The organism is Streptomyces sp. NPDC005963, from assembly GCF_040638655.1.
GTDB lineage: Bacteria > Actinomycetota > Actinomycetes > Streptomycetales > Streptomycetaceae > Streptomyces.
This window is the reverse complement of record NZ_JBEXVD010000001.1, coordinates 730,534-746,017: the sequence shown is the minus strand read 5'-3', so window position 1 is coordinate 746,017 and position 15,484 is coordinate 730,534. Positions and strand designations below refer to the sequence as shown.

General features: G+C 67.8%; 12 protein-coding genes and 2 pseudogenes. 9 read left to right on the top strand and 5 right to left on the bottom strand.

The features are described from left to right. Positions 1 to 748: 748 nt before the first annotated feature. The 3 genes and pseudogenes from ABZ348_RS03040 (at position 749) to ABZ348_RS03030 (ending at position 3,747) form a co-directional block, all read left to right on the top strand. Positions 749 to 1,465, top strand: coding sequence for a hypothetical protein (locus ABZ348_RS03040; protein WP_358928687.1), 717 nt, complete (start codon positions 749 to 751; stop codon positions 1,463 to 1,465). 644 nt (positions 1,466 to 2,109) lie between these two features. Beyond that, positions 2,110 to 2,928 (top strand): barstar family protein, encoded by an 819-nt coding sequence (locus ABZ348_RS03035; protein WP_358928685.1) that lies wholly within the window; start codon positions 2,110 to 2,112, stop codon positions 2,926 to 2,928. Between the two features lie 511 nt (positions 2,929 to 3,439). Next, positions 3,440 to 3,747: pseudogene (locus ABZ348_RS03030) on the top strand (hypothetical protein). Positions 3,748 to 3,780: 33 nt separating this feature from the next. Here the strand turns inward: ABZ348_RS03030 and ABZ348_RS03025 are convergent. After that, positions 3,781 to 3,954: pseudogene (locus ABZ348_RS03025) on the bottom strand (ATP-binding protein); the annotation flags it as partial. A gap of 587 nt (positions 3,955 to 4,541) precedes the next feature. Here ABZ348_RS03025 and ABZ348_RS03020 point away from each other — a divergent pair. Continuing rightward, on the top strand, positions 4,542 to 4,880 hold the full coding sequence (locus ABZ348_RS03020; RefSeq protein ID WP_358928683.1) for a hypothetical protein: 339 nt from the start codon (positions 4,542 to 4,544) through the stop codon (positions 4,878 to 4,880). Between the two features lie 288 nt (positions 4,881 to 5,168). Here the strand turns inward: ABZ348_RS03020 and ABZ348_RS03015 are convergent, their stop codons facing one another. Next, on the bottom strand, positions 5,169 to 6,998 hold the full coding sequence (locus ABZ348_RS03015) for a glycoside hydrolase family 3 protein (RefSeq protein WP_358928681.1): 1,830 nt from the start codon (positions 6,996 to 6,998) through the stop codon (positions 5,169 to 5,171). 644 nt (positions 6,999 to 7,642) lie between these two features. Between ABZ348_RS03015 and ABZ348_RS03010 the strand changes: the two genes are divergently transcribed. Further along, positions 7,643 to 8,860 carry a LuxR C-terminal-related transcriptional regulator gene (locus ABZ348_RS03010; protein ID WP_358928679.1) on the top strand — a complete coding sequence of 406 codons (1,218 nt, stop codon included), beginning with the start codon at positions 7,643 to 7,645 and terminating at the stop codon, positions 8,858 to 8,860. Between the two features lie 200 nt (positions 8,861 to 9,060). Further along, positions 9,061 to 9,924, top strand: coding sequence for a hypothetical protein (locus tag ABZ348_RS03005; protein ID WP_358928677.1), 864 nt, complete (start codon positions 9,061 to 9,063; stop codon positions 9,922 to 9,924). A gap of 24 nt (positions 9,925 to 9,948) precedes the next feature. Here ABZ348_RS03005 and ABZ348_RS03000 read toward each other — a convergent pair whose 3' ends face one another. Together ABZ348_RS03000 and ABZ348_RS02995 are read right to left on the bottom strand one after the other, a co-directional pair. Then, positions 9,949 to 10,128 (bottom strand): hypothetical protein, encoded by a 180-nt coding sequence (locus tag ABZ348_RS03000; RefSeq protein WP_358928811.1) that lies wholly within the window; start codon positions 10,126 to 10,128, stop codon positions 9,949 to 9,951. A gap of 224 nt (positions 10,129 to 10,352) precedes the next feature. Next, on the bottom strand, positions 10,353 to 11,525 hold the full coding sequence (locus tag ABZ348_RS02995; RefSeq protein WP_358928675.1) for a chromosome condensation regulator RCC1: 1,173 nt from the start codon (positions 11,523 to 11,525) through the stop codon (positions 10,353 to 10,355). Positions 11,526 to 12,411: 886 nt separating this feature from the next. Here ABZ348_RS02995 and ABZ348_RS02990 point away from each other — a divergent pair. Continuing rightward, a complete protein-coding gene (locus ABZ348_RS02990; RefSeq protein WP_358928673.1) occupies positions 12,412 to 12,780 on the top strand; it encodes a hypothetical protein in 369 nt (122 codons plus the stop codon). Positions 12,781 to 12,827: 47 nt separating this feature from the next. Here ABZ348_RS02990 and chrA read toward each other — a convergent pair whose 3' ends face one another. Then, positions 12,828 to 14,237, bottom strand: a complete 1,410-nt coding sequence (chrA, locus tag ABZ348_RS02985; RefSeq protein WP_358928671.1) for a chromate efflux transporter — start codon at positions 14,235 to 14,237, stop codon at positions 12,828 to 12,830. Between the two features lie 193 nt (positions 14,238 to 14,430). On the opposite strand from chrA, the gene ABZ348_RS02980 reads away from it, so the two are divergent. Both ABZ348_RS02980 and ABZ348_RS02975 read left to right on the top strand, forming a co-directional pair. Continuing rightward, entirely contained in the window at positions 14,431 to 14,922 is a 492-nt protein-coding gene (locus ABZ348_RS02980; RefSeq protein ID WP_358928669.1) for a Chromate resistance protein ChrB, read from the top strand. Continuing rightward, complete coding sequence (locus ABZ348_RS02975; protein WP_358928668.1) at positions 14,919 to 15,353, top strand: chromate resistance protein ChrB domain-containing protein; 435 nt, start codon at positions 14,919 to 14,921, stop codon at positions 15,351 to 15,353. Before ABZ348_RS02980 ends, ABZ348_RS02975 begins: the two co-directional genes overlap by 4 nt. The last annotated feature ends 131 nt before the right edge of the window (positions 15,354 to 15,484 follow it).

The following is a 15,484-nucleotide window of genomic DNA, read 5'->3' as shown; positions in this document are numbered from 1 at the left end:
GGGACCCGACCCCCGCCCCAGGCTCATCACCCGGCGATGCAACTCTCGTCTGAAGCCGCTCTGCGTTCCGCCCGACTGCCCACGCCTCACCTCGCCAGCCGCTCACCGCCGCAGGTCGCCCGTCCGTACCAGCCCGTCGCCGTGGCGCGCTGGACGTGTTCAGCGCGTACGGCGACCGTGCAGGCGGCCGTACCCCCGCGTTCGCCGAGGACGACAGCGACGGTCGGGGACTTGCGGTCATCGGATCCCTCTCTGTCAGCCTCGGGTGAGACTTCCCGCTTCGGCGGGTGAGCCCGAGAGGGCACCGGCAGGAGAACCACCCCGTCATGATCAGCACCAAGCCCGCCTGATCTGACCCGGACGTCACCTTCCACGAGGACGACTCTCAGGTCGGGACCGGTACGGCTCCGCGGGCGACTGCCGGCTTCCACAACCTGGCCCTCAGCTCGATCCCCCTCGCCGGACGAGCCGGCATCGCCCACGTCCGCCGCGACCTCCTCCACCACGGGACGCTTGCGCCGTTTACGACATCTCATCAACCATATTGAAACCGGGCAGAGCGGAACTACGCCGGGGCCGTTCCTGGAGAACGATGACGACTTCGCAACCGAACTCGTCGAAATCAAGCCATCACAACGAGACTGAGATCAATTGGTCCACAGATCTCGACGACTACTTTTGGCCCGTGACCAAGCTGTGAGTACGCATGCTCATGCGCCCCATGTGAGCGTGCGGAAAAGATCTATCTATGCCATCAATTCGCTTCACTGCGTCCGTCGTCATAGCGGCTGCGGGATCCCTCGCCCTGACCGGCTGCGGCACCCAGACAGCCTCATCCACATCCACCACCCCGGTCGGCTCCCAGGTCTCCGCCTCACCCGCCCGGCAGCCCACCGAAAAGCAGTTCCTCGACATCCTCAACAAGTTCGCGCGCCAATGCTCCCCCGACGCCACCAGCGGCAGCGGCGCCGCACCAGATCCCGGGACACTGCCCGGCGGCATCCCCAGCGGCGTAGCCCCCCGCACCAACAAGCCCGCCGGGACACCTGACGCGAACGGCGACATACCCATCTCCGTCGATGAGTCAGGTGAGACGCCCGACAAGCCCATGCAGTCCGGCCCACCACAGGAAGTCGAACTCGGCGAAATCGAAAAGTGCGCCGCCGCCAAGCACGCCGAGCGCCTGACGACCAAAGCAGCCGGAGAGCCGCACACCACCTACAGCACACTTCAGCAGACCATTATCGCCGCCGGATACCGTACCGACCGCATCCACAAGATGCCCGACCTCGGCGGCGACCCGCGCGCCCGAGTGGACCTTCGGTTCATGGGCTCCGGCCTGGCCGTGGAAGTCATCGGCACCGGAACAGGCGTGATCGCGGAACCCTTCGGCGCCCCCGAAGACGAGAGCGTGTCCGTGACTGAGGTGAGGCGGAAGCCGAACCTAGACGCGCCCTCGTCCTGAACTGCGAGTAACCGTTCCGGGCTCGGTGGAGACTCGATTCCGTGAATGGAATTGAGCCATGGCACGCTCTTCCCGCTACCCGCTTGAGCTGCGCCGTCGTGCTTCTTCTACTCCGGCGTCTGTGGTGACTGGGGGCACAGCCTGCCCGCGGCTGACTGCACTGCGGGCTGTAAACCAGAGTTGGTTTGAGTCGGACTCGCTCCGGTAGATGTCCAGGAGCCGAGAGAACTCTGATACGGGAGTTGAGCCTTCGGGGGTACTGCGCTCGATGCCGGCTGCCCAGCCGTATGACACGCAGTTGCCGAGGTGTTCCTTGAGCCACTGGCTGAACCTCCAGAAGCTGAAATTCTCATTGGCTGAGTGGACGCTGACGGCGACCTGGTACCCGAGAAGCATGGCCTGGAGTTACTCAAGCGAGCCACCGGGCAGCCACATGCCAGGCCTCAAGCGGATCTGCTCGAGGAAGTTGTCGGCGTCCGTGCAGTCCTACCAGTGTTCGACGGTGTTCTGCGGGCTCTCCTCGGTCGGTATGAACTGAGCCTACGGTGCCGACGAGCGTTGTCGTTCTGGGGTGGCGGCGGCGCCGGCGACTTCAGGGCAGATCCCCGCGCGTCGGTAAGATCAGCGCTTTCCATGGGGGTGCGATGCGAGTACCAGGGCGGGGCGGCGAGGGGCAGAAGTACGCGCTGACCTCGGACGATGACGACAGCGACTTCTGGGGCTTTGCTCAGGAAGCGGAGGGGTTGTTCACGCCCCTGCCGGATGAGGAAGGCGCCCGCCGAGTGCACCTCGCGGGTTGCCTCCCGCAGGGTGGCCTACTGCGGTGCGTTGACCACGTCGGTAGTCGTCGTGCCGTGGCGGGGAACGCCTGGTTCGAGCTCCTCGACGGTGACGGTGCCACCATGGGCTCCTACTTCGTCAACGAGGTCACCGTCATCCACGTCAAGCCCTCCGCCGGCGGTGCTGGCCTCGTTGACCTCACGGTGACGCTCTGGTGCGAGAACGCCCTTCCTGGAGCAGGACGACCGTGGGAGCTGGTCCGCACCGGTCACCTGAACCACACCGGAATGTGGCACGAACTCGCACCCGAGGACCGACACGCGTGGCTGTCGGTAGCCCTGTGGTCCCGGGAGTACCAACGTCAGGGGAGGCCCGATGCGCCTGCAGGCCAGGTGTTCGCCCTGGATGGCCGACACGTCGTTGACCGGGACACCTTCTACTGCGCGATCGGTGAGGCCATCAACGGACCCGGAGGATATTTCGGCTGGAACCTCGACGCTCTGGACGACTGTCTGAGCGGCGGCTGGGGCGCCACCACACCGTTCACCTTGTACTGGGAGTCGTCGACCGAGGCCAGAGCACGGTTGGTGGAGCGCGTGCCAGCTGGCGATCGCGAGGTTGCGCTGTTCGACCTGCTCCTGGAGATCTTCGAGGAGCGGGGTGTGAGCGTCCTCCTCCGGTGACAGCCTGCTGCTTCCGAGCATCGGTCTGAGGAAGGTCATTCGGACTCCTTCGGATGGCGGCGTGCGGGGATGCCGAGGTGGACAGCCGAGCGTTGTGCTCAGCGTTGGGTCTCGTCGCGCTTGGCGCGGAAGGAAGGTGAGGGTGAGGTCGAGGGCATCGACCTCACCGATCCAGCCCTCGGCTTCGGCTTGCTGTCGGCGGTGCAGTAGGTCGGCTTCCAGCTCGTTGAGCCGGGCGAGCATCCTGGGTCGACGCGGCGCATCGGGCAGCAGTGTCGGGCGTACGAACTTTTTCTGGTCGGGTGGCCCCGGGCATCGCAGCCCAGGACCACCCGACCACTTCTCCCCAGTTGCGTACGACGAACGTCTCCAGGCCTGACCACAGCGGTAGCACGGCACAGGATCTCGCTTGAGATCGATGCCCCAAACCGGGGACACTCGCGCGATGACTCACAGCACATCGTCTGAACCGATCAAGCGAGGGTAGGACGAGCCCTGGTATCGGGTCCGCATGGAGGGCTTCCAGGCGTCGTTCCTGCCGAGTGACGGCGAGGATTAGGACGAGGTCTGCAACGTCGATGTCTTCGTGACTTTGGAGGATGGGTCTCGTTGGGCCGCGACCGTGTTCACCGTTGCGGAAGTCGGGCGCCTGATGAGACCCCGGGCGGGGACCGACGAGGCCCTCAGGGGCCGGTACTTCTGGGTCCGTACGGCCTGATGGTCAGAGATCCAGGCATCGACAACATGACCGGCGTGATCGCCGGACTGATTGAGAACGGCGAGTTCTCCGAGATCTTTCAGCGGGTGATCAACAACTGATCACGTGCTCGGCCGCCGTAAGTGACGTGGTTGTCAGGCCACGTCGATGTCACGCTCGATTGCCTTGAGACGGTTCTTGGGCCGGTAGCCGGGGCCGTTGATGGAGATCACTTCGCAGTGATGGAGGAGTCGGACAATGATGGCGGTGGCGAGGACTACGTCGCCGAAGACCTGGCCCCCTTCGCTGAAGGTCTTGCTCGATGTCAGGTCGCAGTTCTTGGGGACGGCGAACACTGGTCCGCCCTCACCTATTCAGGATCCGGTACCGGACCTCAGCCGGACGGCAGGTTGAAGAATCAGGTTTCAGCACTCAGGACGAGGCCATCCGCCGACTGAAAGAACTGTTCGACGCGTGGAAGGCAGCGTCCCGAAACCAATCGCGAGCGGACCGCATCGCGCAGTTCGGGGCGATGCGTTTCGAAGACTACGTCGCTGAGTGGAAAGACGGCCAACGCGGCCTGGCTGCCTCTTCTGTACGGCATCTCGACTCGTTGCTGAAACACCATCTCCTGCCTGCGCTCGAGAGCCGACGGATGAACACGTTCGACCACAAGGTCGTGGACGGGGCCCGGGGAAGGGATCGCTGAGCTGTGAGGATGCTGCTTGACGGATGCCGGTGGCTGGTGTGGCCTGCGGCATCGGCCGCAGACTCGGGCCAGCGGTCCGCCGGTGTCTTCGGGGCTGCTGTGTGGCCGTGTTGGGCTGGAACCGCAGGACTCAAGGTCGATCTCGGCTCCCTCGGCAGGCTCCGGAGACACAGGTTTGACCCCATGAAAGACGGCCACACGATCACCATGACTGCTTCCCAGAAGACCAACTCCAACCAGACCCGCCGATCTTCCCGTTCCGCCGCGAAATCGGAGAAGGCGGCCGAGACCCCGGACGAGGTCCAGGGGGCGCTGGCCCTGGTACCCGCTCCCCTCACGCAGAAGACGCAGGTGGCCCTGCACGCCCTGCGCGGTGCCGTCGGGCCTGCGGGGACGGTGTGGTCCGCCATCGGTGCACGGAAGGCGCTGAGCGGCGGGGTCTCTGTCGCCTCGCTCGCGGCGCTCGGCTGTGCCTACGCGCTGGGTCGCAGGATGGCCCCCCGCCATCGCGGTCCGCTGACCCGGCTCACGGGCGGCAGGATCTGACTGCGGTACGTCTCCTCGGGACGGCCGCCGTCTCGCGAACCGATAGACGCCCCCGGAGGATGACGGCATGACCGCGGTGCCGCTCGTCAACTGGTTCTGCACAAGCACCGTGCCGGGCACCGGGCTCTGGGGCATCGGCGTCTCGGCCGAGCGGAAATGGTCGGTGCGGGGCCTTCAGGGGTGTGAGGTCAGGTGCACTTCCCGGTGGGGCAGGGGAGGGCAGTGGTCATCAAGGCTCCTTGACTTGATGCGCCCGGGAGACGGGTCGCGGCGTGCCCTCACCGCAGCTCACTCGTAGGTCAGCCCGTGCCCGACAGGGTAGAGGAGCTGCGTCGGGTCGGCGGCGCTCTGGACGGGCACCGGGAGTCGGCCTCTTGGTTTCACCCGGCCCGCGATGACCCGCGCGGCGGCCTCCAGTTCGACATCGCTCCAGCCGTAGGAGGCGAGCGCCGCACCGACACCGTCGAGGTGGGCGATGTCGTAGGGGTTACGGATGGCGACGGTGACCACGGGTAGCCCTGTGGCGACAAGTCGGGCGACGAGAGTGCGCTGGCTGCTCTCGGCGGAGACATTGTAAGTGGTGATGATCACCGCGTCCTTGCCACTCGCCGCCAACACCGCGTCGTCGATCCGCGCCTCGGTGGGTTCGGTGCCGGTGGACAGGGCCGTGGTGGTGAAGCCCAGTTCGCCCAAGGTTCTCGCCAGCAGAGCGGTTGGTGGTCCGGACGTCCCAGTGGGGGAGGCCGGGTCAGCGCCTGTGACCAGGAGGTCATTCCCTCTACCCAGCCTCAATGGCAGCAGCCCCGCATTGTTGCGGAGCAGCGTGGTGGCGCCGTCGGCGATCCGGGCGGCGGCAGCGAGATGGCCTTGGGTGCCGACCGTACGCTCCACTCCCCGGGGGGAGGCATACGGATCGCGGAACAGTCCCAGCTTCTCCTTCAGCCGCAGGATGCGCAGGACCGACTCGTCAAGGCGGCCGGTGGAGATCTCGCCGTCCCTGACGGCTCCCAGGACAGCGTTCCAGGCGAGGGACAGATCCGGAGGGTAGAGCAACTGGTCCACGCCCGCCTTCAGCGCGAGCACGGGGACCCGGTGGTCACCGTACTTGTCCCGTACGCCCTGCATGTTGAGTGCGTCGGTGGTCACAACACCGTCGTAACCCAGTTCCTTGCGGAGGATGCCGGTGATGATGGCGTGCGAGAGAGTGGCCGGATCTTCACTCGGGTCCAGTGTCGGCACCTGGACGTGCGCGGTCATGATGCAGTCGATCCCGGCGGCGATGGCAGCGCGGAACGGCGGTGCGTCGATCCGGTCCCACTCCTCGCGGGTGTGGTCGATGCGGGGGAGGCCGGTATGGCTGTCCACACTGGTGTCCCCGTGGCCGGGAAAGTGCTTGGCGGTGGCGGCGACGCCCGCGCCCTGATACCCGCGGACCTGTGCGGCGACCAGCTGGGCGACCGCGTCGGCATCGGACCCGAAGGAACGGATACCGATGACGGGGTTCGCCGCGTTGACATTGACATCGGCGACGGGTGCGAAGTTCTGAAAGACCCCCATGGCGGCCAGTTCGGCCCCCGCGATCCGCGCCGCCTCCCTGGCGGCGCTGGGTGACTCCGCAGCGCCCAGGGCCATCGCACCCGGCAGTTGGGTCGCGGGCTTGCCGATCCGGGTGACGATCGCGCCGTGCTCTTGGTCCACGGAGATCAGCAGGGGTACCGGCGCGGGCTGGGCGAGCGCGGCGCTTTGGATGCCGTTGGAGAGGTCCGCGATCTGGTGAGGGTCTCGGACGTTGTCGGCCCAAGAGAAGTAGATGATGCCGCCGAGGTGGTACTTGCCGACTACCTCGTTCGCCGAGCGGACACCGAAGTCACGCACGTTGAGGTCGGCGCAGAGTTGGTTGGGCTGCGTGGCGGAGTGCCCCCATACCCTCGACACGAAGAGCTGTCCGACCCTCTCCTGCAGACTCATGCGTGCGATGAGGGCTTTGAGCCCGCGCTCCGATCCACCACGCACGTTCGCCGCGAAGGCGCGCCGGTCGCCCGCGCCGGTCGCCGCAGTGGCGGTTGCTGCCGCAGTGGTGGTGAGAAGGGTGCGTCTGCTGAGGCTCCACTCGTGCATGTGAGCTCCTTCCGGTGCAGCCCAACGGGGGTGTTGAGGGGAACATCCAGAGCCAACACGAACGTCCTGACCATAACGGCCGGGGGAAGGGAATCCCTTGAGCGGCAGCCAGCACCACGCGGAAGATCACTGAGATGGCCTGGCGGTCCGGCACCGAAGCAGAATGCCGCCGAATCCGTCCGGTTGGATCGAGCCGTTGCGCTCGGCGTCGGCAAAACCGCATCGCCGGCCGTCGCCAGATTCCAAGACCGAACGGCACAGGAGTATTGGGAACGCGACCGCCCTCGTACGGGGGACCCGCCGTTGGGCGATGCCGACGGTGTGCGGCGAGCGCGTTGTACGGGGTGTTCCAGGCGGTTTGCGTTTGCACCAGGCCGTTGGGGCGGCCGGTCGCGTCCCTACCAGTGTGAGTAGGCTCGGTGGGTGTCCGAACTCCTCGCGTTGCACGGCTACTTCGTCCGTTGTGTGGAGAGTTCCGACAAAGTCGGCTTCTCGCTCCGGGACGGCAGGGAGTTCCTCGGCAGGGAGCTCCTCGGCTGGGTGGTCGAGGTGGAGGAGGGCCGGATCCAGGTCTCCTGGGCGCCGGATCCCACTGTGATGACCTGGCCGACGACGACGGCGACGAGGAGGGTGGCGACGAGTGGGTGGCGTTCACATCGACGGTGGAACTCGGTCGCGTCCGGCACCACTTCAACCGACGGCCGGAGACAGCGCGCGAGGCCCTCGCCGACGCGATCCTCCAGACCCAGGAGGAGCTGGACGAGCTACGGGCGCTCTCGCGCGGCATCGCTCCGCCGATCCTCGTCGACCGCGGTCTGCACGAGGCACTCGCCGCCCTCGCCGCGCGCTCCACCACCTTCGCGGAACTCGATGCCGCTCCTCTGGACCGCCGGCCGCAGGACGCGGTCGCGACCGCCGCGTACTTCGTGGTTGCGGAAGCCCTGACCAACGCGGCCAAGCAACAGCCGCGCGCAGCGGTGTGTGATCGGGCTACGCCACCGGGAGGGCATCCTGAGGGTATGGGTGAGGGACGATGGAGCGGGCGGCGCGGCACTGGAAAAGGGGCACGGTCTTCGGGGGCTGGAGGATCGGCTGCTCGCTCTCGGCGGCCGGTTGCGGATCAGCAGCCCGCGCGGTGGCCCGACCACGATCACCGGGGAGCTGCCATGCTGACCCCGTACGAGGCAGCGTCCGAACCGGCAAGGGATCCGACTGCCGGGGGAGGGTTGCGGATCGTCGTGGCCGATGACTCGGTTCTGCTGCGCGAGGGGTTGGCGCGTCTGCTCGTTGAGGACGGCCACCAGGTGGTGGCCGCGGTCGGCGACGGTCCTTCCCTGGTTCGGGCGGTCTTGGAGCACCGCCCGGATGCATCGATCGTTGACATTCGGATGCCTCCGACCCACACGGACGAGGGACTGCGCGCGGCGATCGCCGTTCGCCTGCCCGGTACGCCGGTGCTGATTGTCAGCCAGTATGTGGAGACTTCGTACGCGGGCGAGCTGCTCGTGGACGGCTGTGGCGCGATCGGCTATCTCCTCAAGGACCGGGTCGCCCGGGTCGACGAGTTCCTCGATGCACTGGGCCGGGTCGCGTACGGCGGGACGGTTCTCGACCCGCAGGTGATCGCCCAGTTGCTGACCGGCCGACGAGGAAGTGCCCTCGCGGCTCTCACCGCACGGGAACGGCAGATCCTGGCGCTGATGGCCGAAGGTCACTCCAATACCGCCATCGCCGAGCGGCTCGTGGTCTCCGCCAGCACCGTGGAGAAGCACATCGGCACCGTATTCGCCAAGCTCGGTCTGCCACCCGACGACGCCCGGCACCGCCGGGTACTGGCCGTCCTGACGTATCTCAGGGGCTGACGGCAACCCGGGTTCGGTCGGTGTGGGCGTCCGGGCTCCCGCCCCGGCGGAGGCCTGCCCCAGGGGCGGGGTGGGGGCCTGCCACACCCCGATCGTCCGGCCTGCTCCGGTGATCTGGGGGCGTCGGTGCGCAACCGTGGTCGGCATGACGACAGCACGACGTCTGCTATCTCCGCACCCGGTCGAGCCGAAGGAACGCCTTGTCCAACTCGATAGCCCCGTCGCGATTCGCGTATCTCCCCGGTCGCGCAACCGCCCTGCTCAGCGTCCTTGCCGTGGCCCTCGCCGCCGCTTTCGTCCTCGCCCCGCGCATGCTGGCGGCGAGCAGCGCGGGCAACGATCTCTCTGATAGGGACGAACTCTCCCGAGCCGTCCGCGAGGCGTTCATCGTGTACTGGGCCTCCGGCGACCGGGAGTTTTCGCCGGAACTGAAGACAGTGGTCGACTACTGGTTCCGCTACCACGTGGCAAAGGCCGTGATCGCCGCACTGCTGACGATCGTGCTCATCACGCTCGGTGTTCTCCTGTGGAAGGCGTTCTCGAGGGCCGGTGGTCCTGGGGCGAGCAGAAGCGCGGCCCTCGCGTCGAGCGGTGTCCTGGTCACCGTGCTCGGCCTGTTCTCGTTGGCGGTGGTGATGGCCAATGTCCAGGGCGCGGTGGCGCCGTTCGCCTCGCTGTTGCCGATGCTAGGAGTCACCTCGGCCCATGGAAAACTTGGTGCGAGCCTCGACGAGATCAGAGAGTACCTGGCCGGTCAGCCGGGTACGGGTGACTGGACGCCGCCCGCCATCGAGGTCATGATCTCCGACTTCGACCGCTATCACCTTGCCATGGCCGTGCTCGCCGCGACCGTTGCGGTCGTCCTCATCGGAGCCAGCGTGCTGCTGTGGAAGAAGTTCGCAGGAACAGAGCCGTCCGACAGACGAACAAGGCGCGTGTGGGCGTCGTTCGCAATTCTGTCCGCGGTGCTCTCGCTGTGCGTGCTCGTGGTCGCAGTGGCGAACATCAGCACCGCGGCGGACCCGGCACCGGCACTCCTCGCCTTCTTCGAAGGCGGCTGGTGATAGGGCGTAGCCGAGTACACGGGGTCACCAGCCGCTCACTGGGCCGGCCAGTGACGCGGCCACGGCCACGGGCAGCAGGACGAAGCCGATCTCGGTGGCGGTCTCCCCGAAGCCGTTGCCTTCGCCGGAGACCGCGAACAGTTGCGAGGTGTCGAGTATGCGCTGACCTTTGGCGTTGAGCTCAACAGGCTCGGTTCCGAGCATCTGGGCCAGACGCGTGGGTTGATGCCGGTGGGGGTGTTAGCGCTCTAGGACAAGGGCCAGTGCTGCGCGTGGAACTGGCGGTCAGGTCCGGGTAGACCCAGGGGCGCCGAGGTAGGGCTCGAAACCGAGCCTTCGTCAGGAATTCCTCAATTGCATCCCGAACGACCGATGACGAAGGGCCTGGCCGCAGTGAGTGGGACGGCCAGGCCCCGGATGGTGAGTTGCTATCCGGCGAGGCTGAATTCTCCGCCGCCGGCGATGAGCGAGACGCTGCTAAGACTGTTCACCGGAGTGACGAGGGCAGTGCGATTGGTAGTGGTGCCGTCGCCGATCTGCCCGTTGTTGTTGTAGCCGACGGCGCTGACCTTGCCGTCCCGGTCGAGGACGAGGGTGTGGTAGCCACCGGCGGACAGAGCACGGACGTTGGTCGCACCGTCGAGGGTGATGGGGGAGGGGCGATTGGTCGTGGTGCCGTCGCCCTGCTGACCCTGGACGTTGTAGCCCCAGGTCTTCACGGTTCCGTCGGCGAGGCGGGCAACGCTGTGGTACACGCCTGCGCTGATCTCGCGGGCGGTGGTGATGACGTCGACCTTGACCGGGGCGAGACGTTGTGTGGTGGTGTTGTCGCCGAGTTGGCCCTCGGAGCCGCGACCCCAGGACCAGACGGTGCCGTCCGCGAGGCGGGCGAGGCTGTGGTAGTGCCCACCGGCGACGCTGCGGGCGCCGGCCAAGCCAGGCACAGTGACCGGGGTGAGGCGGTTGGTGACAGTGCTGTCGCCGATCTGGCCGTTGCTGTTGTAGCCCCAGGTCTTTACGGTGCCGTCGGCGAGGACAGCCAGGCTGTGGAAGGCTCCGGCAGCGATCGCTTCGACGTTGCTCAGACCGGAGACGGTCACCGGGTTGTTGCGTTGTGTGGTGGTGTTGTCGCCGAGTTGGCCCTCGGTGTTGCGGCCCCAGGAACGTACGGTGCCGTCGGCGAGGAGCGCCAGGCTGTGTTGGTATCCGGCGGCGACGGCGACCACACCGCGCAGGCCGGTGACCGTGGAAGCTTGGTCCTGTGCGGCGGTGTTGCCGATGCCGAGCTGGCCTTCCGCGTTGCGGCCCCAGCTTTCCACCGTGCCGTTCGAGAGGAGGGCGAGACTGTGGAAGTAGCCGGCCGCGAGACTGTCGATGCTGCCTCCGGTCACTCCTGGAATGGTCACCGGCTTGTACTTGGAGCTGGTGACGGTGCCGCCGAGTTGGTAGCTGTCATTGGCTCCCCAGCCCTTGACACGGCCTTCCTGTGCCGTGGCTGTCGCCGTGGGCAGCATGGCCGCGGTGGCGATGAGCGCGAGAAGCGCCAGGAGTGTGGCCAACGCCCGGGCTCCGCGGCCCCGGCTACGAGGGTGTGCGTTCATATCGTTCCTTAACCTGAAGGGTGTGGGGCAGAGGGCGTCCGTACCTCACCTGTCACCACTGTGCACACATACCGTCGAAGAGCGCGGGTAGCGCGGGAAAGCGCCGACCACAGGGGCGGATTCACCGGATCGATGGGCGCACCGTTCTTCAAGGTGACGCTCACGGTGCGTCCCAAGCCGCCCCGCGGTCGCCCGGAGGGCGAGCCCCCGAGCCCCCTTGTCGCTCACAGCGGAGCGAAGCCCTCTCATCCGCGATAGCCCCGCATGCCCAGCTTCGGCCGGAAGAGCGCAACTGAGGTTGACAGGAGTGTGGCGAAGCCGGCGAACCATGCTGCTGGCAGCCGGTCGGCGTCACCCGTGCACGGGTGACGCGGGGCTCGGACCGTGGGGTCGGGAGCGAAAGAGCCAGGTGCAGCTGCTCCGGGGGCGCTGGCATGACGAAGGCTCGCATGAACACGCCGGGGCAGGCAGTCTGGATGCGTGCGAGGCTGAGTGCCCTGGTTCTCGCAGCCTCCGCTCTCACCTGGTGCAGGGCCCGCCGCCCCTCTACTGGGCTGCTGTGGGCGAGGCGTCTGACCGGCCGCCCGCGCGCACCGGATGGCACGGCGCCCGCCTTTCTGTCTGGTTGGACATATCCCCGCCCTGCGACGCGAGAGGCTAGACGCGCCCGACCTCACCGAGTACCGAGTAGGAAGAGTGCGCCGCGTGCCTGCTGTACTGACAACCGATCACCCACTTGGGCCGATGCGGGAACAGGAGACTGTGCACGAGCCGCGGCTACCGAGTCCGGGATCTGGGCCCTGTCGTGGAACCGCGAACGCTTGCACACGGTGTGCGTGCACGGCGCTGAGGACGTGAAGCCCGCGGTGGTCTCCACGGACCCGGGGTGCCTACTGGGACGGTCCCCACACCGCTTCGCGCGGGCCTGGAGACCCTCGGTGCGACGCGGCGCGTGGCGAACCCGTGGTTGTGGGACGCCATCAGCACCGCGATCCTCCGGCAGGTGGTCCGGGCGAGCCAAGCCCGCAAGCTCTACCGCACCTTGTGCGGGACCTACGGCATCGCCGTCGACACCCGGTACGGTCGACTGGACGTCGCCCCGGACCCGGAGCGCGTTCTGGCCCTCGGCGACGACCAGTTCGCCACTGTGAGCGCAAGTTTCACCGCAGCGCGCTGCAAGCGGCCGCGGCCCACTACCAACAGCACGCTGCACAGTGGCACAGCATGGCTGCTCCCGACCTGGCCGTCGCGTTGACCGAGATCCCGCGGATCGGCCCGTGGACCGCGTCCGCCGCTGGCGGCTCAGATGCCGGGGAGCCCGGCAAGGGCGGCGCCCAGGCCGAGGGCGGCGCAGATGCCGAGGGTGCGCAGGACGCTCCAGCGGAGCTTGAAGATCAGCAGCGCCGCGACCACGGTGATCACCAGGGCTGCGGGGCGCAGGGTGGTGAGGTCGGGCAGGGCGATGTGCAGCGGGCCGAAGCTTTTGGCGTCGACGTCGGTGAAGAGGGCGTGTTCGGCGAAGTAGAGGGCGAGGTTGGCGATGACGCCGACGACGGCGGCGGTGATGCCGGTCAGGGCGGCGGAAATCCGGCGGTTGCCGCGCAGGCGCTCGATGTAGGGGGCGCCGAGGAAGATGAACAGGAAGCACGGCACGAAGGTCACCCAGGTGGTGAGCAGGGCGCCGAGCAGGGCCGCCGCCCAGGGGTCGAGGGTGCCGGGGTCGCGGTAGGCACCGAGGAACGCGACGAACTGCACCACCATGATCAGCGGCCCCGGCGTCGTCTCGGCCAGGGCCAGGCCACTGACCATCTCCTTCGCGCTGAGCCAGCCGTACGTCTGCACGGCCTGCTGCGCGACAAAGGCCAACACCGCGTAGGCGCCGCCGAAGGTGACAAGGGCGGTGCCGGAGAAGAACAGTCCCTGCGTGGTGAACACGCTGCCGGTGCCGGTCAGTAGGGCGACGGCGGCCACCGGGACGCCCCACAGCAGCAGACCGGCCGTCAGGATGCGCCAGGTGCGGCGGCGACTGGGCTGCTCGTGGTGGAGGGCATCGTCCGGGATCAGCGGCGTCGGCCCGTCGCCGGCTCCGTGACCGGTGGGGGGCTTGAGGGCGTCGGGCTTGTGGCGGCCGATGAGCCAGCCGGCGAGGGCGGCGGCCGCTACGACGGCGGGGAACGGCACCGAGAACAGAGCTAGGGCCGCGAAGGATACGGCGGCGAGGGCTATCAGGAGCGGGTGGCTCAGGGAGCGCTGGGCGACCCGGGAGACGGCCTGGACGACGATGGCGACCACGGCGGGTGCCAGACCTGCGAAGACGCCGACGAGAGCCGTGGTCGAGCCGAAGGCGACGTAGAGGGCGGACAGCGCCAGCAGGGCCAGGACGCCCGGCAGGACGAATAGGCTGCCGGCGATCAATCCGCCGCGGGTGCCGTTGAGGAGCCATCCGGTGTAGATCGCGAGCTGCTGGGCCTCGGGTCCCGGCAGGAGCATGCAGTAGCTCAGAGCGTGGTTGAACCGGTGCTGGCCCATCCAGCGCTTGTCCTCCACCAGGGCCCGCTGCATCACCGCGATCTGCCCGGCCGGACCGCCGAAGGTCTGCCACGAGATCGCGAACCACGCACGAGTCGCCTGCCGCAGCGGAATGACGTCACTGCCGATGGCGCCCCGGCCGGCGTTGTCCGGTGGGCTGGGGGGCTGATCGGTGGCGGTCATCGACACTTCTTCCGTCCTGAATGAGGCAGTCCGAGGAGGCCGGGGTCCGGACGGCCCGGGCACACACGACCGCCCACCCCCACCCCGCCCACTGCTGTGTAACCATGGTTACATCACGAGTCGCGTCGTTGGAAGAGAGGTCTCGCGAGATGGACGTGAACAGTTCGTTGCGGGGCTGGCCGGGAAGCCGGGCGTGAACGGCCCCGCCGCCGAACGGCAGTGGGTGCTGCTCTCCTACCGCCTCCCACGGGAGCCCTCCACCCCGCGCATCACTGTGTGGCGCAAGCTCAAGCGCCTGGGTGTCGGACAGATCAGCGACGGCCTCGTCGCGCTGCCCGCCGACGCCCGCACCCAGGAGCAGCTGGAGTGGATCGCCGAGGAGGTCACCGACTTCGGCGGCAGTGCCACCGTATGGATCGCCCACCCGGCCGCCGCCGGCCACGAACACCAGCTCGTGGCGGACATGACCCAGACCCGGACAGCCGAGTATCGGCAACTCCTCGCCCAGGCCGAAGCCGCACGCGACACGGACGACGCCGAACGGCGGCGCGCGCTGACCAAGCTGCGCGCCGAACTGCGCCGCATCCAACGGCGCGACTACTTCCCCCCGCCCGACCGCCATGCCGCCGAAAGGGCCGTCGAGGCCCTGCACCCCGCCAACACCACGGAAGAGAGCACCTCATGAAGTGGGCCACCCGCGCCGGCATCCACATCGACCGCGCCGCCTGCGCCTGGCTGATCGGCCGCTTCATCGACCTCGAAGCCGAGTTCGTCTTCGTCACCGACCCCACCCGCGTCCCGGACGACGCCACTCCCTTCGACATGCGCGGCGCCGAACTCGGCCACCACCACGGCGACTGCAGCTTCGAGACCATCCTGCGCGTCCACCACCTCACCGACGACCCCGCACTGGGGCGCATCGCGCAGATCGTCCACGAAGCCGACATCGACGACGAACGCTTCCACGCCCCCGAAGCCCCCGGCCTCGACGTCGTCCTACGCGGCCTGTCCATGACCGGCGACGACACCCACACCATGGCCATCGCCAACCCCGTCCTCGACGGCCTTTACGAGTACTACCAGCGCGCCACCGCCTTGGGCCGCGAACCCGCCTGACCCCAAGGACTACCGCTCCGGCCGAGCCGCTCTCCCCTACGCGAGGCCAGCCCACGCCCGCCCTCCGTGAACAAGCCGGAGTCGGACGAATACGCCGAGCACCGCCCATGGCGAAGAAGTGCACAGAGCGA

Bases quoted from the DNA above. Each gene is read 5' to 3' on its own strand.
- ABZ348_RS03040 (WP_358928687.1), top strand. From the start codon at position 749: ATGCCATCAATTCGCTTCACTGCGTCCGTCGTCATAGCGGCTGCGGGA.
- ABZ348_RS02995 (WP_358928675.1), bottom strand. From the start codon at position 11,525: ATGAACGCACACCCTCGTAGCCGGGGCCGCGGAGCCCGGGCGTTGGCC.
- ABZ348_RS02975 (WP_358928668.1), top strand. From the start codon at position 14,919: ATGAAGTGGGCCACCCGCGCCGGCATCCACATCGACCGCGCCGCCTGC.
- ABZ348_RS03020 (WP_358928683.1), top strand. From the start codon at position 4,542: ATGACTGCTTCCCAGAAGACCAACTCCAACCAGACCCGCCGATCTTCC.
- chrA (WP_358928671.1), bottom strand. From the start codon at position 14,237: ATGACCGCCACCGATCAGCCCCCCAGCCCACCGGACAACGCCGGCCGG.
- ABZ348_RS03000 (WP_358928811.1), bottom strand. From the start codon at position 10,128: ATGCTCGGAACCGAGCCTGTTGAGCTCAACGCCAAAGGTCAGCGCATA.
- ABZ348_RS03015 (WP_358928681.1), bottom strand. From the start codon at position 6,998: ATGCACGAGTGGAGCCTCAGCAGACGCACCCTTCTCACCACCACTGCG.
- ABZ348_RS03035 (WP_358928685.1), top strand. From the start codon at position 2,110: ATGCGAGTACCAGGGCGGGGCGGCGAGGGGCAGAAGTACGCGCTGACC.